Raw genomic sequence first — 19,527 nt, forward strand, 5'->3', positions numbered from 1 at the left:
AATTTTAAGGAAGTGCACCGAATCATGTCTAAACCACTGCATTCCTATAAAACTTACCCGGAAGTGAAGCTTCAACAGCAACAATTACTTCGTAAAAATGTAATCGATGCTGCGTGTCTCCTCCTTTTAGAGGAAGGTCCTGAGTCAGTTACAGTACGGCGGGTCGCTCAGAAATTAAGTTGTTCAACAAAAATTATTTACAGTATTTTTGGAAGTAAAGATGGTCTTGCCAATGAAATGTACATGGACGGATGTCGTCTATTAGCTGAAACATTTCAACAAGTACCGGACACAGCGAAAGTACTTGATGATCTAACTGCTATAAGTTGGTCTTATTGGCAATTTGCACAGCTTCATTCTGGTTATTACAAAATGATGTTCGGTGGGGCGTTATCTGATTTCAAGCCGGATGAAAAAAGCCTTGAGGGAACTACTACTGCACTATTTCGAATCCAGCAAACTGTAATACGCGCTATTGAGCAAGGTGAATTAGAAGACAATGATCCGCTACTGGTTGTCCAAATGCTTTGGTCTGCTTTACACGGGGTTATACATCTTTATTTTGCTGGTCATTTTTCTGAATTAAGTATGGCTCAAGAGGTCTATGCATTTACTCTAAATAAGACGCTCTCTGCACTAAAGACATCCTCATTTCAATCATAAAAGATTGAGTATACTGAAGTCGTTATAAGATGACTTCAGTTAATTATTAGCTTTCGGTAACAGTGTTACCGAAATAAAATTACGTTACTATGGAGGTTGATTATTATGTTCACGTATTCAAACAAAACTGCTCTCATCACAGGGGCGTCATCCGGCATTGGTGAAACATTCGCCTATTCGCTGGCAGCCAAGAAATGTAATCTCATTTTGGTCGCACGCAATGAAGAGAAATTGAAGGCATTAGCTACAGTGCTTTCAACTACCTACAAGGTTAAGATAACGGTAATTGCACTTGATCTTTCTACACCAGGCGCATCACAAGATTTACTCCATGAGGTTCAAAAGCAGCAATTAAAGGTTGATCTCTTAATTAACAATGCAGGCTTTGCTACCTATGGATACTTTGAGCAGGTTTCAGGAAATCGGCAGCATGAGGAAGTGATGCTTAATGTCACTGCTTTAGTCGATATCACGCATGCATTCATGCCTGATCTGTTACGTAATCGAGATGGTGGGTTAATCAATGTGTCTTCCACTGCCGCCTTTCAGCCGGATCCTTATATGGCAGTTTATGGAGCAACGAAAGCGTTCGTACTCTCCTTTAGTGAAGCACTTTGGGCTGAAAACCGTAAACGTGGGCTTAAGGTTCTTGCACTCTGTCCGGGCGCAACAGAAACTGCATTTTTTGATGTTGTTGACTCAAGTGAAGCATCCGTTGGCTCCAGACAAACGCCAAATACCGTCGTAAATAATGCTTTAAGAGCACTCGAGAAAGGGCGTAGTCATATTATATCCGGTCGCCAAAATTATTTAATAGCCCAGGTTTCAAGACTTTTCTCTCGTCAATTTATGTTAGGAATCGTTGAACGTACTCTCCGACCACAGAATTAAATCTAAATGCTTGCAGTGTGAATGGTAGAAAATTTCTCGAAAGAAGAAGAATGACAACCGTTTCTAATTTTTGATGAAATGGCACTCTAAGATGGTGAAGTGATTGGAAAACTATAAAAAGCAGCTCGTTCCTTGTCAAAGGATGGGCTGCTTTTGCTCATTTCCTTACTTTTTTGATGATCAAAAATATAACTTCTTCTACTAATACGAGAATCATTCTGTGGCAAAGGGAGCATTTTATGATAAATAAATCGACAAATTCCGGTTTTTGTTGACAAAAGTCACAGTTTTCTTATAGGATAAGCTAAACAGAAGAAAAAAAGGGGAGATTCCAGATGAAAAGAAGTTTATCGTTCGTATTATCCGTGATTATGCTGACTGTTTTACTAGCCGCATGTGGATCAAATACCGCAAAAGACGAACAATCGACAAATTCCGGAGCGGGAGATCAGGCTAAGACGAAGAAGATTGCTCTGGTATTACCTGAAAAAATAGGAGTAAACCCATTTTTCGTTCAAATGGATGAAGGTTTTAATAAAGCGGGGGCTGAATTCGGAGTAGAAGTGAAAACGATCCAATCTACAGACCCAGCGGCATTTGAACAAAATTTGCGTGCAGCAGTCGCAGAGAACTATGACCTGATCATCACAGCAACATTTCAGGCAGAGGATGCTCTGAAGAAGGTGGCTACAGAGAATTCTGATAAGTCATTTGCTATTGTTGATGTAACCGTTGATCTACCCAATGTACGTAGCGTAGGTTTCCGTGAATATGAAGCTGCATACTTGTTAGGTGCAACAGCAGGTTTGTCGACCAAGACGAACATCGTCGGTATGGTAGCTGCTGTTGATATTCCACTTATTAAGAAATTCACTGAGGGATTTCGTCAAGGGCTGGCATCGACCAATCCAACTGCTGAATTCCTTGTCAACTATGTAGGTGGATTTGCAGATCCCGCTAAGGCTAAAGAATTAGCATTGGTGACTGCTGGTAAAGGGGCCGACTTCATTGCTGGTGCTGCGGCAACAAGCGACTTAGGCGTATTCGAAGCTGCTAAAGAAAAGGGCTTCTATACATCAGGTCAGGACGTGGACCGTACGGAGCTTGATCCTGAGCACATCGTGTTGTCACAGTTGAAATCCACAGATACAGTAACCTATGAAACTGTAAAAGATTTCGTTAACGATAAATTCGAATTTGGCGCAGTGAACTACGGTTTGAAAGAGGATGGTGTCGGTGTGACATTCATTACTCGTGATAGCAAGTCAGCTCTTAGTCCGTTCATCGGGCAAGAAGTTATTGATAAGGTAAAGAAAATTCGTGATGATATCGTAGCAGGTACAATTGAAGTTAAAGATCCGCTACAGCAATAATTACGGTGTGTACGGAGTGGCAAGTTATTGCCGGTTGCCAATGAGCAGCCGGCTTTGCTGTCACTATCGGTTGCTTATATATGAATTGTAAACGTGGAGACAAAAGAGGAAGGAGCATGGGCTATGCTGCTGCAGATGGGGAATATAACGAAACAATATGGTGGAGTTATCGCCAATCAAGGTGTGAATTTTGATTTGGTAGAAGGTGAAGTACATGCACTGGTCGGCGAGAATGGTGCGGGTAAAACGACGTTGATGCGTATTTTATATGGTATGGAGCAGCCAACCTCAGGCACAGTCAAGATACGGGGAAACAATGTCTCCTTTGCTAATCCCGCTAAGGCAATGGCGAGTGGGGTTGGTATGGTGCATCAGCATTTCATGTTGTTTCCCTCTTTCACGGTTGCAGAGAATATTGTTATTGGGCGTGAACCGGCTGCAGGGTTAAGATTTGATCGTAAAGCGGCCGCTAAACTTGTGGAAGAGCTAGGTAGACGTTATGGTATGCCGGTGGACCCATGGGCTAAACTATCTGATTGTCCCATGGGAATGCAACAGAGAGTCGAGATTCTTAAGGTGTTATATCAGGGAGCGGACATTATTGTATTGGATGAGCCTACGGGAGCCTTGACCCCATTAGAGGTCAAGGAACTATTGGCGAATGTGAAGGCGTTAGCTCTTCAGGGTAAAAGCTTCATTCTTATTACTCACAAGCTCCATGAGGTGATGGAAGTTGCGGATCGGATTACAGTATTGCGTGATGGACAGGTTACGGGAACCCTTGCTGCGGCGGATACAGATATAGAACAACTATCTCGTTTGATGGTTGGGAGAGATCTTATTTCACTGGATAAGAAGCCAGTCTCATTGGGAGAACCCGTTCTGGAAATACAGGGACTTGGTATTACAGGGCTCAAGGGTAAGCCGTTACTTCAAGATATTCATCTACAGGTTCGGGCAGGCGAAATCGTAGGTGTCGCAGGCATATCTGGAAATGGTCAATCGGAGCTCATTCAAGCAATTTCAGGCATTCGGAAGGGCGATGTAGGAACTATTCGTTTAGCAGGTATGGACACTGCCGGACTGACTGTTCGGGATATTCGTGAACGTGGACTGGCACATATTCCAGAAGATCGCTATTTGTGGGGCGCGGCTAAAGACGCTACTGTGCTGGACAATGGGCTGATGGGTCATCATCATAAGTTTCAGAATCGGGGCATAGTTACGCACAAAGCGGCGCGTAATACAGTAGGGCAATGGATTCGGCAGTTCGGCATTAAGGCAGGTTCCATGGATGATAAGGTTCAGCATTTATCCGGGGGAAATTTGCAGAAGCTTATTGCTGCCCGTGAATTTGCGCAAGAGACGCCGTTTCTAATCGCTGCTGAACCTACGCGCGGGGTGGATATCGGAGCGATGGAGATTATTCATACTGAGCTTATTCGTAAAAGGGATGCCGGGGCTGGAATTCTACTTGTGTCCTCTGAGCTAACCGAGATTCTACAACTATCCGATCGGATAGTCGTGATGTATGAAGGAGAAGTGGTTGGTGAGTTGTCTGCTTTGGAAGCAACGGAAGAGAAGATCAGTCTGCTAATGGCAGGGGGGAAACAACGGACATGAGTGTTATTAAACAGAGCCTACGCGGACTGATACAGCCGCTACTGGCTATTATTATTGGTTTAGTGGCTGGAGCTATTGCTATTCTGATTGTTGGCGGCTCCATAACCGAGACTTACGTGGAAATGTGGAATGGGGCGTTCGGTAGTTTTTATTTTCTAACGAATACGCTCGCGCGTGCAACACCCATTATTCTGGCAGGGTTAGGTATTGCACTGGCATTCCGTGCAGGCTTCTTTAATATGGGAGCAGAAGGACAGATGGTTCTGGGAGGAATATCTGCTGCGCTTACGGCACTTTACCTTCCAGGACCCGGTTGGCTTGTGTTGATTGTGTCCATTGTAGCCGGCATTGTAGCTGGCGGATTGTGGTCTGTTCTGGCGGGTTGGCTCGATGCACGGTTCGGAATGAACCTTCTTATTACGACATTACTACTTAATTATATTGCGATTCTCTTTGCAGGATATCTGGTCGCTTATCCATTCAAAGATACGACGGGTTCTGCCGCTATGGCACAGTCAGCGATGATTGATCAGAGTGTATGGTTGCCTAAGTTATTTCAAGGTATGGGTCTTCATGCCGGGTTTATTCTTGCTATTGTGGCTGCTCTATTATTGTATGTTTTTATGAAGAAGACGGTAGCCGGATATGAGATTAGAATGCTAGGTAACAACCCACTCTTTGCCTCTTATGGTGGAGTGCGGCGAGGACGCATGATGATGATCGCAATGCTCGTTAGTGGTGGACTTGCAGGTCTTGCAGGAGCGGGTGAAGTGCTAGGTACGCAGTACCGATTCCTAGATGGCTCCTTATCCTCGGCTAGTTATGCTTGGAGTGGTATTATGGCCACGCTACTAGCGAGTTCTCATCCTCTAGGTACGGCGCTTGCAGCCATTCTACTTGCTGCTTTACAGACTGGTGCGATGGGCGTTGAACGAAATACGGAAGTGCCACTAGAAGTGGCAAGTGTGATTCAGGCGGTACTCACATTATTCGTATCTGCAAGAATAGGATATACATTCTGGAAGCGCAGAAAGGAGAAACAATCGAATGGAACAACTTCTTGATGCCGCTCTATTCAGTTCCATGCTGCGCGTAGTGACTCCGATTTTACTTGCTGCATTAGGTGGGGCGCTCTGTTCCAGAGTGGGCCTGTTTAATGTAGCCTTGGAAGGATTCGTTCTTGTGGGTGCATTCTCGGGAATCGTGGGTAACTATCTCTTTGGTAATGTATGGATTGCGGTATTGTTTGCGGTATTATGTGTCATGCTGTTTTCGCTAATATTTGGTTATATTAGTATTAATCTTAAGGCTAATGTTATTGTTGTCGGGATTTCGTTGAACTTTTTGGCTGCTGGCCTCACGACCTTTTTGTTGCGGGCGATCTTTGATGTTAAGGGAGCTTATTATGATAACAATATGGTGGGACTTCCGAAATGGGACATCCCCTTTATCCAGGATATTCCTTGGTTAGGTAGCGTTATTTCGGGGCAAAGCCCACTCGTTTATTTAGCGCTTATCTTAGTTGCCGTGCTACAGTTCTTCTTGTTCAAGACCATCTCAGGCTTTCGGATGCGTTCGGTTGGGGAGAACCCAGTAGCCGCGCAAAGTATCGGGATTAAAGTACGCAAGCATCAGTATAGTGCTGTACTGGCATGTGGGGTGCTCTGTGGTTTGGCTGGAGCGCAACTATCGCTAGGGCAGGTAACGATGTTTACAGAGGGCATGACGGCAGGGCGAGGTTTCATTGCACTTGTAGCTACGATGCTTGGACAGGCAAGTCCGATAGGTGTGATGGCATCGAGCATGTTGTTTGGATTTATGGACGCTTTAGGTATACGTCTTCAAGGCTTCTCTATGCCGTCGCACTTTACACAAATGCTACCTTATATAGTAACGCTAATCGCGATGTTCTTCTTCAAAGATCGAAGTTATCTAGAGGATGCACATAAAGCAGGCGGAAGCTCACGTTAGAAAGATAGGAATACAGGAGGATGCCCACATTGCATACAAAAGCTGATCGTCTAAAATCTGCAAAAGCCCCCAAGGTTCAGCAGTTGGATACTACGCTACAACATCGTTTGCCTCCTGGGCAGTCATTGACCGAGAAGTTTCCCATATTGCATGAAGGTGAAGTGCCTGAATACGATTTGGCAACTTGGAATCTTCGCATATTTGGAGAGGTCGAAGAGGAAAGAACCTTTAGCTATGAAGATCTGAAGGCGATGCCCCAGTCTAATACGGTTAGTGATATTCACTGTGTAACGCGTTGGTCCAAGTTCGATACCCCTTGGGAGGGTGTACGCTTCACGGATTTATTAAAGGTTATCCAAGTGAAGCCGGAGGCTCAGTTCGTTATGATTCATGCTGATCCTGAATACGATACGAATCTTCCGCTAGTAGATTTGATGAATGATGATGTTTTGTTAGCTTTTAACTTTGATAATAAGCCTTTAACGGCTAAACATGGCTGGCCATTACGACTTGTTGTACCGCATTTATATTTCTGGAAGAGTGCGAAGTGGATCCGTGGAATTGAGTTCATGCGTGAGGACCGTCAAGGCTTCTGGGAAAGTAATGGTTTCCATAATACGGCTGACCCATTTCTTGAGCAACGTTTCTCAGGTGAAGATATTCCAATTCCCGAAGATGAATGGAGACGGAAGGAGTTCGATTAAGATGTTGATGTCAATTTTGCAAGTAGATTCAGAGGATATTCCCCCGTATGCAATTGTATGTGGAGATCCGAAGCGAGCTGAAATTATTGCTCAGAGACTTAAAGGGGCTAGAGAGTTAGCATTCAGCCGCGAATACCGGACATTTGTTGGGGAGTATGAAGGTGTGCAACTAGCTGTAGTGAGCCATGGTGTAGGTTGCCCTGGAGCAGCTGTCTGTTTCGAAGAGTTAATTCGTGCAGGAGTGAACACCTTGATTCGAGTCGGTACGGCGGGTTCTTATTCAGAGGATCATCCAGCGGGCAGCCTAGTTGTCAGTACGGCTGCGGTTCGTGCGGATGGGCTAACACGGCAGTTAGTGCCTGAGGGTTTCCCTGCTGTTGGTGATAGTCAGGTCGTCAGTGCATTATACGAAGCGGCAAGCTTTGAGGCTGGAGTGACAGCGAAAGGGATTACCGTCACATTAGATGCTTTTTTCGCTGGCGTTGAGGAGATTCCTCATCGTAAGTATAAACAGGCAGGGGCCATTGCAGTTGAAATGGAGATTGCAGCACTTTATGTGGTTAGTACGCTTCGTGGAGCTCGTGCCGGAGCCATTCTAGCCATAGACGGTTACGCAGATGCTGAATTAGCCGAAGTCTATGATCCCCATACAGATGCAGTGGCACATGCTGTTGAGCGAGAGATTGCAGCTGCCCTGCGTGCCATCGTGTCATTGGCGCTTGAAGATGAGAAGACAGGAAGAGCTTGATAAGTCATTGTAATAGAAGTAGAAACCGTTGAATATTATAAAAATAAGTGTAGTCCTTTAGCAGCTTGATGAATCGCGATTCTGACTTGCACTGGTGAAGATACAACTTCTCTGTTGTAAGACATTTTTTCATATTAATAGGTCAGCCAGAACTTCTGGTTGGCCTATTTAAAATATAAGGAAGTCGCAAAAGTCGCTTAGAACGATAAAATTTCTGAAGATTTGTGATTATTTTGGGAATAATGAATGTAATAGTATATTGGATAACTTCAATTTGATAAATCAATGAAACTGAAAGGGTGTTGTTCATGTGGTTCTCAAAATCGCAAGAAGAAGTTCTTCAAGAGCTTCAAGTAAATGCTGCAACTGGGCTGACAACAGAAGAAGCTAAATCCAGGCTTGAACGATACGGTGTCAATAAGCTGAAAGGGAAACCTAAGAAAAGTATGGTCTCACTCTTCTTCGCACAAATGAAAGATATGCTTATCTATGTTCTTTTAGGTGCCGCGGTTATAACGCTACTCATCGGAGAATTCATGGATACGATCATCATTGTTGCCGTCGTTATTCTAAATGCACTAATTGGTGTAATTCAAGAAAACAAAGCGGAGAAAGCTATTGAAGCGCTGCAGCAAATGACGACACCCAAAGCACTTGTTAGACGTGATGGAGAAGTGAAAGAAATCCAATCCGAGGACATTGTACCGGGAGATATCATCATACTAGATGCAGGAAGGTTCATCTCTGCTGATTTACGTTTATTAGAGAGCGCGAATCTACAAATTGAGGAATCTGCGTTAACTGGTGAATCCGTACCCACAGACAAACATGCGGATGCCATTCACACAAATCCTAAAACGCCTATTGGAGACAAATCCAACATGGCATTTATGTCCACCCTTGTGACCTATGGCAGAGGTGAAGGAATTGCAGTAGCTACGGCTATGGATACGGAAATGGGGAAAATAGCCAAAATTCTAGATGATGATAATAAGGAATTGACCCCACTACAAAAAAAATTAGAGGAACTCGGTAAGACCCTAGGGTATATTGCGATCGGTATATGTTTGTTTATACTTATCATTGCTCTTATCCAAAAAAGAGACTTATTCGAAATGCTTTTAACTGCCATCAGTTTAGCCGTTGCGGCTATTCCGGAAGGTCTTCCAGCGATTGTGGCGATCGTATTAGCGCTTGGCGTTACAAGAATGTCGAAGATTAATGCCATCGTGAAGAAGCTAACGGCCGTTGAAACATTGGGCTCAGTTAATATTATTTGCTCAGACAAAACAGGTACACTTACGCAAAATAAAATGTCTGTCGTGAAGCATTTCATATCGCCAAAACAAAGTAAGGATGAATCTCCTGCTGCGTTAATTAAAGCACTTGTATTATGTTCAGATGCAACCTTCGAACATGGGAAAAGTACCGGAGATCCTACAGAAATAGCTTTAGTCGTATTCGGTGATCAGAATAATTTAACCAAAAGAACCTTAGATGCCGAGTTTAAAAGAGTTTCCGAAAAGCCCTTTGATTCCGACCGGAAGCTGATGTCTACATTAAATACAATGGAATCCGGCTATCGTGTACATACAAAGGGTGCTATCGATCAACTATTACAGATTGCTACCTCGGCACTCGTTAATGGAGAGGTTGTGGCCTTGACAGAAGAAATGAAGTCCCAATATGTTAAGGCTTCCGAAGAGATGTCGAATGATGCCTTAAGAGTTCTTGCTGCGGCTTATAATGATACCGATCGTATGATAGATCCAGATGAGATGGAATCTGATCTTACGTTACTTGGATTCGTAGGGATGATTGACCCGCCAAGACTTGAAGTGAAGGACTCTATACGGGAAGCAAAAGTGGCGGGAATTACTTCAGTGATGATCACTGGCGACCACAAGAATACAGCGTTTGCGATTGCGAAAGAACTAGGAATTGCAGATTCCATCGAACAAAGTATGACTGGTGCTGAAATCGATGAATTGTCAGATGAAGATTTCTCACAACAAATTAGTAACTATAGAGTATTTGCTCGCGTTTCACCTGAGCACAAAGTGAAGATTATTAGAGCCCTCAAGGCTCAGGGGAATATCGTCTCAATGACTGGTGATGGAGTAAATGATGCTCCTTCTTTAAAATATGCTGATATCGGTGTGGCCATGGGGATTACCGGGACAGATGTTTCCAAGGGCGCTAGTGACATGATCTTAACAGATGATAACTTCACGACAATCGTCCATGCGATTAGAGAAGGAAGGAATATTTATTTAAATATTCGGAAGGCTGTTATTTTCCTGTTATCATGTAACCTTGGTGAAGTAATTGCCATACTCGCATCGATCCTGTTCTTTTGGCCCATACCGCTTCTACCAACCCAGATTTTGTGGGTCAATCTTGTAACGGATACATTGCCTGCGATTGCACTCGGTGCTGACCCCGGTGAGAAAGATGTGATGAAGAAGAAACCAAGGGACCCGAAGGAAAGCTTTTTCGCGAAAGGCGCAGGATGGCGAGCTGTTATAGGTGGAGTGCTGATTGGGACGTTAACTTTAGTTGCTTTTTATTTAGGTTTATATGAACACGGATATAGCCTAGGCTCAAATAATATCTCTGAGGAAGCTATGACTTATGCGAGGACGATGGCCTTTGTTGTTCTTGCAACGTCACAATTGTTCTACTCGTTATCGATGAGAAGCGAAACAAAGAACATATTTCAATTGGGGCTATTTACGAACAAGTACTTGCTAGGGGCAATAATCATCGGATTAATTCTACAGTTTGGAGTGATTTCCATACCGTTCTTTGCCACAGCATTTAAGGTAGAATTCATCTCATTTACGGATTGGGGATTAGTGATCGGATTAGGATTAGTTCCTCTTATCATAAATGAAATCATTAAGATGTTTCGGAGAAGTGCAAATAGCAGTGAAGCGTGAATCAAAGAAGCCTCCTAAACCACAAAAGTGGCTAGGAGGCTTCTATTCTATTATTATCGACAACAAGTGACATTTTTCATTGACGGCAGGTAAGTAATAGGTTAGTGTACAGTGATTATACACAAATATTATATGAGAAGTAGGGAACGGAATAACGCCCCTGCTTTTTTTTCTTTGGAGGGCTTAAGATAATTAAGATAATGGCTGACTCAACGTGTGATTTGACGGAAGAGATTATTGAGAAATATAACATTGGTATCGCACCATTAACAATAATGATAAACGGTAAAGAGTACAGAGATAAAATAGATATAAAAGCCGATGAGTTTTATGCTATCCTTGGAAATCTTGAAGAAGACCCCACGACATCCATGCCAAACCCAACCAAATATTTGAACATTATAAAGGAAGCCATAGAAGATGGTTGCACAGAGATACTATGTATTTGTATGTCAAGTGGTACAAGTGGATCTTATCAATCAGCTGAAATAGCAAAAGAAACTTTTTTCGATCAAAATTGTGACTCTTCTATTAAAATCCATATCGTAGATTCAACCTCAATGAGCCAAGGCAGTGGATGGCTAATTTTGAAATCTGCTATATTGAGAGAAAAAGGATTTAATTTTGAAGAACTAATACATTTTAATGAAACCTATAAAAGTAATGTGAAACATTTTCTCTGTGTAGATGATTTAAATCATTTAATTAAAAGTGGTAGGCTTACAAATGTTAGTGCATTAATAGGTAGGATTTTGAAAGTCAAGCCGATCATGTCTATGAGAAATGGTAAGGGAGCTATAGTAGCTAAGGAAAGAGGACTAAAAGGGGTATTAAACCATTATGTGAAAGAGTTTAACCAAAGAAATGATTGGGAAGTCACAGATTTCATTATCATAGGTTACACTTCGGAGAGAACGATTGCTGACAAATTGATGGATAAGATTAGACAAGAAACAGAATTTAAAGGGGAAATATTTATTATGCAAATGGGGGTAGCGGTAGGGACTCATGTAGGATTAGGGGCAGTTTCCATGTTCTTTATTGAGAAGGGACATAAGAGAGATGGTTTGTTGATCAATGAAATGAATGGAATAACCGAAAAGAAAAATGAATTCATACATAAAATAAAGAATAGATAAAAAAGAAGCCATTAGGACAGATATAAATCCTAATGGTTTCTTTTTGCGTGTGGATGGAGCATTCTAAGCTTTTAGGAGTAAAGCCTCTAGATAGGAACGTGTGTTTCCGTTATAATATAAATGATAGATATAGAAGCGTTTATTTGTCACGTCGTGGGCTAATTTGGTAAGCTATTCACTACATAGGGTTAAGAATAGTGATAGTTTTTAAGAGAATAGGATAGATGCTCCTGATTATTTAAATGCGAGGTGGAGGAATCGTCTATGAAATTGTACGTAACCGTTAAAAGCTTGGGTAAACGTAAGAATATACTGACAAAAAATGAAATAGAGCTTCCAGTCGTTCCGACAACACTGAGGGAGCTCATTACGGAAGTTGTTATTATGAATGTGCAGGAGTTAAAGGATAAGCAACAAAGTACGGCGCTGATGCCATTCCTAACAGGGGCGGAGATCGAGGCGCGTGGAGAGAGTGGAAAGGTAGGATTCGGCTCGGTGTATAACGAACAGAGTCCTGATGTTGCGAAAGCAGTAGAGACCGCATTATTAGCTTTTGAAGATGGGTTATATAAAGTATTTATTCGTGAAGAAGAGAATAGTCATTTGGAGTCACCGCTTAAGCTTATGGAAGAAGATGAAATTGTATTTATCAGGTTTACAATGTTGGCTGGAAGCTTATGGTGAAGGGAGACAATGAATAATGGAGAAGCATGAACAAGAGAAGCGTTACTATGCATTATTACAAGAAAGAGCAGAGGGGTTAGATCCTCATCTTTCTCCATTAGCGAAGTTAGTGGTAGAGTTGGGGCAAATGAGGCATGTGCGCCAGGATGAAGAGTGTTTTTTGAAATGCCAAGAGATATTGTATTCACTTGCTGCGGGAAATGACGAGGTATTATTCGAACCACTGGTGAAAGTTGTGAGGCAACTTACGAATGTGTACACGGGAGAAATTTTTGATTATATTACGACTCATGCGACTGAATACCCTTATGGCACAGGATACGTACGAAGACCTTTTCGTACATCGGAACGGAGCGCCCACATGGGTCAGGTGATAAGCAAGATGAGCTCGCTTTTATCCATGGATTGTCATGAATTCGCAGTTATTGATTATTTGACGTTAGCGGACTATCCATTGAAGCAGAATTATCAATTGGCACAGACGATTAGTGACGTTATTGCCTTCGAGCTAGATTGTAACAATACAGAGGTTATTACGGCACTTAAGGAAATTGTATATGGAGATAATCAAACGGCGTTACTCACTCATGGGATGATCAAAGGAATATTTATGAGTCATCATGCGGAGTTGTACGTAATGCTAGGCGAGCTATTAGCGGCTGCAAGATTGCAAGAGGGGCTTCGACAATCTATTGTGGAACGAATGGACGAGGGGACGCTCGAGGCGAACCTGTACATGCTGAAGGTCATTATTGACCAAGGATTTATTCGCTATAGTTCTGTCGTGAGGGCACTTGGTGTATGGACAGGTATGGGGCTGGAATCAGTGAATCAGCGAGTGGCTGGACAGCTTATAGAGGGAGCGTATCATGTTTTAAGTGATGAATCCGTTCGTGCGTCGTGGTTGTCTAGTGACAATGCGAACCACGTTTATTTAAGTTTATGGGCTACAGCAGTATATGAAGAACGTGATTTATTTAGTGGAATTAAGGACTTGATGGAGCACGGTGCGCTGTATCAGAAGATTATTGCACAGTACGTACTCGCGAACAGTGAGAATAGAGATGTTCGTTATGGGATTGCTAGACAATACCTAGATGCTACGGACCCTGAACTACAGTTTTGGATTCTATCCAACTATAGTTATGAGTACCTTCGTACTTGGGGAAAAGAGGAAGAGAATGGGCTTAGTATTACGATTGAGCGTATGCCTCTGCTAGAGAACAAGGAAGAACGTCGACTTGAATTCGAACAACTTATGGGAATGTTCCTTGGCATGACTCACAAAGAGATATCCGCACCTTCCAAAGTGTTGGATTTTGCGCATGTTCATTACACGCCAGACCTCCCTATTCGTAAGATGCTATACCTTACAGCTTATGATATGGACAGTGAATGGATCGCCGCAATCATTGCCTTGAAGGATCGATTAAGTGCGGAGTTGCGTGGTGAGCTATTGTCTTATTTCATGCAGGATACGGATCATTCGGCACAGCGTGAATTTATATTCACATCCCTATCAGATAAAAGCATGCTTAATCGTGAGGCGGCACTCGACAAGGCGAAGAAATTGACGTTATCGGATGAAGAATTGAAGTTGGTAGAAGGATTGTTGAAGTTGAAGACAGGTTCCTTACGTCAAAGTGCTATTGAGCTACTGTTGCGTCAGCCTGAGGGCAGTGTGATGGCCTCTCTAACTCGGTTGTTGCAAGGTAAGAGTGAGTTACAGCGCTTGGCGGGGTTGGAGACGATTGTCGTGATCTTTGAGGATAGTGAACGAACAGAGCAGTATGAAGGCTTGAGTTCGCTGCCTCATTTAATTGAGAATCCCACACCTAAGGAACAGCAATTGATAGGAAGACTTAGTCAAAAGAATGAATATACAGCAGCGAATGGCTTCGGTCTATTCGATCCGAACACAATCGAACCTTGGCTTACAGAGACTCCAGTAATAGGAGAATTCGACTGGAAGCATATCTTTAGGTTGTCGAAGGAAGATGTGATCGGTTTTCTCTCTGGGCTGGAGGAAGAAATTCATAACCATCGTGAGTTTGAGTATGAGGCAGAGTATTACTCTGGTTATAAGGATACGTTGCTGCTCGGTGCAGACTTAAGGAGAATTCGTCCATTTCAAGAGGAGGAGGAGGATACACCTGAGCTTACGAAATATCCGCTGCACGAGGTTTGGAGAGATTACTTAGAGCGGAGTAATTTAGGAGCCTCTGAATTAATGGAGATCTATTTCTATTCCATACTGGAGCCCCTTAATCAGACACTGAACCAGTATTATCGGTATTTCTCTGATGAGATGGATTACGCTGAGCTTGAGAAACATAAGCTACTCGAGGGTTGGCGTAAGGAGTTTGCGGAGCAGTTGTATCCTGTTGCTCAAATTCAAGAGATTAAAGATGCGCTCGAAGGATTTAAATATAGCAATCAGATCAGCATCCTTATTCATGCTTACTTCATGGATAGCGATAAAAGCTCAACATTTGATTTAACGCTGAATGCCTTGAATGCTGTGATGCAAGCGATGCCTAAAGAGAAAGTATCCAAAGAGTGGGGGATATTGAAGCTCTTAGCGAATCCATGGTTCTCAATGGCCCGTAGTCGAATGTATGATGATGACAGCTTTAAGCGAGTGTTCCATACTTTCTATACATTTAATATCATGAACCCGAATGAGAAGGTTGATTCGGTACTTGACCTTAAGGATTACTTACGTGCTTTTGAAGCGGGGATGATCGGTACAGGGGAAGTATATCGGGAATTACTAGGCAGTTATGACAGTCGCAATCATGTACGCAATATTACATCTAAACGATATGATTGGATAGATTCCAAGCCTAAGTTAGCTGCGATTCGTCAGACGGCTGTTGAGCGGATTCTAGAGGTGGAGCTCGAACGTGGTGATCTAGCTACTGAGGTAACACCTCTGGCTATGGGACTGGAGCGCATAGAGGGTATGGAGCATTTCATTCATATATTATCTGGGTTACAGCAGGAAACCTTCATCCGTGGTTATATCTATGGATATGGGGATAGTATTACAAAGAAGGAATCTTTCTGTCATCTGCTTAAGATCAGTGATCCACGTGAGGGTGAAGACGATACACTCTTGAAACAAATGTTAGAAGGTCTTGATATTACGGAGAAAAGGTTACTAGAAGCAGCTATGTACGCTCCTCAGTGGTTAGATATTGTAGCTAAATATTTAAATTGGGATGGTCTGCGTAGTGCGGCTTGGTATTTCCATGCGCACATTAATGAAGGATTCTCTGCTGAGAAAGAAACGGTTGTTGCACACTATTCACCGATTTCAGCGCAAGACTTTAATGATGGTGCCTTTGATATAAGTTGGTTTAAAGAGGCTTATAATACGTTGGGAGAGAAGCGGTTCGACTTATTGTACGATTGCGCTAAATATATTTCCGCCGGAGCCAATCACCGAAGATCACAGCTGTTCGCAGATGCGATACTGGGGAAGCTAGATATTACGGAAATGCAAAAGTCCATAGAAGAGAAGCGGAATAAGGATCACTTGCTCTGCTATAGCCTTATTTCATTGCGTGACCCTCATGAACAAGATATTCGTGAACGGTATGAATTTATTCAGCATTTTCTGAAGCAGAGTAAGAAATTTGGCGCTCAACGTCGGGCAAGTGAAGGCATGACTTCGCAGATTGCCCTTGGCAATTTGGCGAGAAATGCAGGTTACGGAGATGTCATCAGGCTGATGTGGGATATGGAAGCGCGGAAGCTGGACGATATGCAAACATTCTTCCAGCCACATGAGCTGGATGAGGAGACGACAGTACAGCTTCTTATTGATGAAGAAGGAAAGTCAGAGATTGGCATTACGCGTAAAGGTAAAGCGTTGAAATCCGTTCCTGCGAAGTACAAGAAGGATGAATATATTGCTGCTTTGAAAGAAATGAAGGTTGAACTGACAGATCAATACCGGAGAGCACGTAAGGAGCTAGAACGCTCTATGGAGTCAGGCAATACATTTACTTTGCAAGAATTGAAGGGATTGTCAGGGAATCCAGTCATCACACCCCTATTGCGGACGCTGGTATTTAAATCGGAAGAGGTACTGGGATACTTCGATGCTGCTGCAGGCGGACTTATCGATCCAGCGGGTAAATTAGCTCTAATTGGGGATAAGGAAGAACTCCTTATTGCGCACCCCCTTCATTTATATAAAAGTGGTCACTGGAGTCAGTACCAGAAGGACTTATTCGATCGTCAACTCCGTCAGCCATTTAAGCAAGTGTTCCGTGAGTTGTATCTTCCAAATGCGGATGAGCAGGCTCAGGGAACGATATCTCGCAGATATGCTGGGCATCAAGTACAGCCGAGTAAAACGGTCTCCTTACTCAAAGGTCGGCAGTGGACAGTTAGTTATGAAGAGGGACTGCAGAAGGTATACTATGCAGAGAATCTAATAGCGAATCTTTATGCGATGGCAGATTGGTTCTCTCCTTCGGAGAGTGAAGCACCTACGCTTGAGACGGTTCAATTCTTTGATAGGAACACCTATAAGAGCGTTGCCTTGGATAAGGTTCCTCCTATACTATTCTCAGAAGTGATGCGAGACGTAGATTTAGTCGTGAGTGTGGCACATGTTGGTGGTGTGGATCCAGAAGCTAGCCTGACAACGATAGAGATGCGAAGCGTGATCGTCACAGAATCACTTCGCCTCTTGAAGATTGATAATGTTCGTTTAGAAGGTAATTATGCTCGAATTGAAGGTTCCCTAGGTGAGTATGGGGTACATTTGGGAAGCGGTATGGTTTACAGACAAGCTACAGGCGCTATGCATATCATTCCTGTACATTCACAACATAGAGGTCGTATATTCCTACCCTTCATGGATGAAGATCCAAAGACAGCGGAAATTCTGTCGAAGATCGTGATGTTGGCTGAGGATAAGAAGATTAAAGATCCGCAGATTCTAATGCAATTGCAATCATAAATGATATCGTAATGATACCTGTTGAATAACTCAAATTTGTGAATACTTGGTATTCGTGTTAACATAGAGGCAACTTTAATGATCGGAGGGTTCTCGAAGATATGTACATTAAATTCCGTTACAACACTTTGTGCAACTAATTGAATAGTGCAAAGGCTCTGCTCCTGGGCAGAGCGAACGGGATGAGTCTGCATATTTTTCGAGGTACCCTAAATGATGGATTATGAAATACGAGGGAATCAAGAAAGAAGGCGCAATCTGCCTTCTTTTTTGTTTGTTTAAGACGATCTATTTAGAAAGACTGAAGCTGCATGATGATGTAGCTTAAACGCGTAAATAGACTCCTCTATCTCTTACCTCACAACATGGAACCATTCCGTTCGCTCAAACCACAGGAGATTTGCCTGAGGTTTTTTATTATGAGGAATGAGAATATGGAGGTTTTAATATGGAAGAACAACAACAAAGAGCGATCATCGTAGGGGTAAACTTGAGTCATCAGAAGGATTTTGACTTTGAATACTCGATGGAAGAATTGAGTAATTTAGCATCGGCTTGTCATGTAGAAGTGGTTGGCCGGATGACGCAAAATTTAGAACGAGTGAACAAGTCCCATTATATTGGTAAAGGGAAAGTGCTGGAGGTCATGAACCTATATGAGGCGGCAGACGCGAATGTCGTTATTTTTAACGATGAATTGTCTCCTTCTCACATTCGTAATCTGGAATCTGATTTGCAATGTAAGGTAATTGATCGAACGATTCTAATCCTTGATATTTTTGAAAGAAGAGCGCAAACAAGGGAAGCTCAACTTCAAGTTGAGGTGGCCCAATTGCAATATATGCTTCCGAGGTTGATTGGTCTTCGTGAATCCTTAGGTCGGCAAAGTGGGGGTGTGGGCACCAAGAACAAAGGGGCCGGAGAGACGAGATTAGAGCTGGATCGTCGTAGAATTGAGGATAAGATTAGTGCTTTGAATAAGGAACTAGAGGCCCTTGTAATGGGGCGGCAAACGCAGCGTAAGCAGCGTAAGAATAACGGTATTCCTGTGGTATCGCTAGTGGGTTATACCAATGCTGGGAAATCGACGATTATGAATGCCCTTGTAGAGTCGTTCGGTCCTGCGAATGATAAGAAAGTGTTCGAGAAGGATATGTTGTTCGCTACATTAGAGACGTCCGTTCGTAACATCCAATTACCAGATCACAAATCTTTTCTTCTCACAGATACGGTTGGATTTGTAAGTAAATTGCCGCATCATCTGATTAAAGCATTCCGTTCAACCCTTGAAGAAGTGGCTGAAGCCGATCTACTCATTCATGTTATTGATTATTCGAATCCGAAGCATGAGCAGTTGACCCAGATTACGGAGCATACGCTACAAGAGATTGGTATTACTGATATTCCGACTCTTTTTGCATATAACAAGTGTGACCGGATAGACTGTGATATTCCAAAGGTTGAAGATAACAGCGTGTATCTTGCAGCTAAATCAAGAGTAGGCATCACGGAGTTGGTGAATAGGATTCGGGATCATATTTTTAAAGATTATATCCAGTGTGAAATGATGATTCCGTATGAGCAAGGCCAATTAGTATCATATTTCAATGAACATGCCCACATTACGGCAACGGAATATGAGAATGAGGGGACGCGCTTAACCTTAGAGTGTAGAACGATGGATTATGAGAAATATGGTGAGTATGTCATTTAATAAAAGAGTATCAGCATAAACGCACGCAAATAAGCAAGGGCTCTAGGCGATCATGCCGAAGAGCCCTTGCTTATTATTTCATTTATTATAATGCTTG

At 42.8% G+C, this 19,527-nt stretch carries 13 protein-coding genes; all 13 read left to right on the top strand.

Annotated features, from left to right (window positions below; translation table 11 throughout):
* Nucleotides 1-24: 24 nt before the first annotated feature.
* The 13 genes from UB51_RS24910 to hflX all read left to right on the top strand — a co-directional run bounded on the left by UB51_RS24910 (nt 25) and on the right by hflX (nt 19,430).
* Nucleotides 25-663 (top strand): TetR/AcrR family transcriptional regulator, encoded by a 639-nt coding sequence (locus UB51_RS24910; RefSeq protein WP_044879609.1) that lies wholly within the window; start codon nt 25-27, stop codon nt 661-663.
* Nucleotides 664-768: 105 nt separating this feature from the next.
* Nucleotides 769-1,554, top strand: a complete 786-nt coding sequence (locus UB51_RS24915; RefSeq protein WP_044879610.1) for an SDR family NAD(P)-dependent oxidoreductase — start codon at nt 769-771, stop codon at nt 1,552-1,554.
* A 335-nt stretch (nt 1,555-1,889) separates the two neighbouring features.
* Entirely contained in the window at nt 1,890-2,927 is a 1,038-nt protein-coding gene (locus UB51_RS24920; RefSeq protein WP_044879611.1) for a BMP family lipoprotein, read from the top strand.
* Nucleotides 2,928-3,050: 123 nt separating this feature from the next.
* Nucleotides 3,051-4,550, top strand: a complete 1,500-nt coding sequence (locus UB51_RS24925) for an ABC transporter ATP-binding protein (RefSeq protein WP_044879612.1) — start codon at nt 3,051-3,053, stop codon at nt 4,548-4,550.
* Nucleotides 4,547-5,614: an ABC transporter permease gene (locus UB51_RS24930; protein ID WP_044879613.1), complete on the top strand. Its 1,068-nt coding sequence runs from the start codon at nt 4,547-4,549 to the stop codon at nt 5,612-5,614. Before UB51_RS24925 ends, UB51_RS24930 begins: the two co-directional genes overlap by 4 nt.
* A complete protein-coding gene (locus UB51_RS24935) occupies nt 5,598-6,521 on the top strand; it encodes an ABC transporter permease (protein WP_044879614.1) in 924 nt (307 codons plus the stop codon). The genes UB51_RS24930 and UB51_RS24935 overlap by 17 nt, the downstream gene beginning before the upstream one ends.
* A 29-nt stretch (nt 6,522-6,550) precedes the next feature.
* Nucleotides 6,551-7,225, top strand: a complete 675-nt coding sequence (locus UB51_RS24940) for a sulfite oxidase-like oxidoreductase (RefSeq protein WP_044879615.1) — start codon at nt 6,551-6,553, stop codon at nt 7,223-7,225.
* Between the two features lies 1 nt (nt 7,226).
* On the top strand, nt 7,227-7,973 hold the full coding sequence (locus tag UB51_RS24945) for a nucleoside phosphorylase (RefSeq protein ID WP_044879616.1): 747 nt from the start codon (nt 7,227-7,229) through the stop codon (nt 7,971-7,973).
* 302 nt (nt 7,974-8,275) lie between these two features.
* Nucleotides 8,276-10,915, top strand: a complete 2,640-nt coding sequence (locus UB51_RS24950; protein ID WP_199925061.1) for a cation-translocating P-type ATPase — start codon at nt 8,276-8,278, stop codon at nt 10,913-10,915.
* 200 nt (nt 10,916-11,115) lie between these two features.
* Nucleotides 11,116-12,054, top strand: coding sequence for a DegV family protein (locus UB51_RS24955; RefSeq protein ID WP_234405505.1), 939 nt, complete (start codon nt 11,116-11,118; stop codon nt 12,052-12,054).
* A gap of 264 nt (nt 12,055-12,318) precedes the next feature.
* Nucleotides 12,319-12,738 carry a hypothetical protein gene (locus UB51_RS24960; RefSeq protein ID WP_044879619.1) on the top strand — a complete coding sequence of 140 codons (420 nt, stop codon included), beginning with the start codon at nt 12,319-12,321 and terminating at the stop codon, nt 12,736-12,738.
* A gap of 16 nt (nt 12,739-12,754) precedes the next feature.
* A complete protein-coding gene (locus UB51_RS24965; RefSeq protein WP_044879620.1) occupies nt 12,755-17,716 on the top strand; it encodes a DUF4132 domain-containing protein in 4,962 nt (1,653 codons plus the stop codon).
* Between the two features lie 448 nt (nt 17,717-18,164).
* Nucleotides 18,165-19,430 (top strand): GTPase HflX, encoded by a 1,266-nt coding sequence (hflX, locus tag UB51_RS24970; protein ID WP_044879621.1) that lies wholly within the window; start codon nt 18,165-18,167, stop codon nt 19,428-19,430.
* The last annotated feature ends 97 nt before the right edge of the window (nt 19,431-19,527 follow it).

The organism is Paenibacillus sp. IHBB 10380 (assembly GCF_000949425.1).
In the GTDB taxonomy this organism is placed as follows: Bacteria; Bacillota; Bacilli; order Paenibacillales; family Paenibacillaceae; genus Paenibacillus_AQ.

Bases quoted from the DNA above. Each gene is read 5' to 3' on its own strand.
- UB51_RS24925 (WP_044879612.1), top strand. From the start codon at position 3,051: ATGCTGCTGCAGATGGGGAATATAACGAAACAATATGGTGGAGTTATC.
- UB51_RS24915 (WP_044879610.1), top strand. From the start codon at position 769: ATGTTCACGTATTCAAACAAAACTGCTCTCATCACAGGGGCGTCATCC.
- UB51_RS24945 (WP_044879616.1), top strand. From the start codon at position 7,227: ATGTTGATGTCAATTTTGCAAGTAGATTCAGAGGATATTCCCCCGTAT.
- UB51_RS24930 (WP_044879613.1), top strand. From the start codon at position 4,547: ATGAGTGTTATTAAACAGAGCCTACGCGGACTGATACAGCCGCTACTG.
- UB51_RS24955 (WP_234405505.1), top strand. From the start codon at position 11,116: ATGGCTGACTCAACGTGTGATTTGACGGAAGAGATTATTGAGAAATAT.
- UB51_RS24920 (WP_044879611.1), top strand. From the start codon at position 1,890: ATGAAAAGAAGTTTATCGTTCGTATTATCCGTGATTATGCTGACTGTT.
- UB51_RS24910 (WP_044879609.1), top strand. From the start codon at position 25: ATGTCTAAACCACTGCATTCCTATAAAACTTACCCGGAAGTGAAGCTT.
- UB51_RS24965 (WP_044879620.1), top strand. From the start codon at position 12,755: ATGGAGAAGCATGAACAAGAGAAGCGTTACTATGCATTATTACAAGAA.
- UB51_RS24935 (WP_044879614.1), top strand. From the start codon at position 5,598: ATGGAACAACTTCTTGATGCCGCTCTATTCAGTTCCATGCTGCGCGTA.
- hflX (WP_044879621.1), top strand. From the start codon at position 18,165: ATGGAAGAACAACAACAAAGAGCGATCATCGTAGGGGTAAACTTGAGT.
- UB51_RS24960 (WP_044879619.1), top strand. From the start codon at position 12,319: ATGAAATTGTACGTAACCGTTAAAAGCTTGGGTAAACGTAAGAATATA.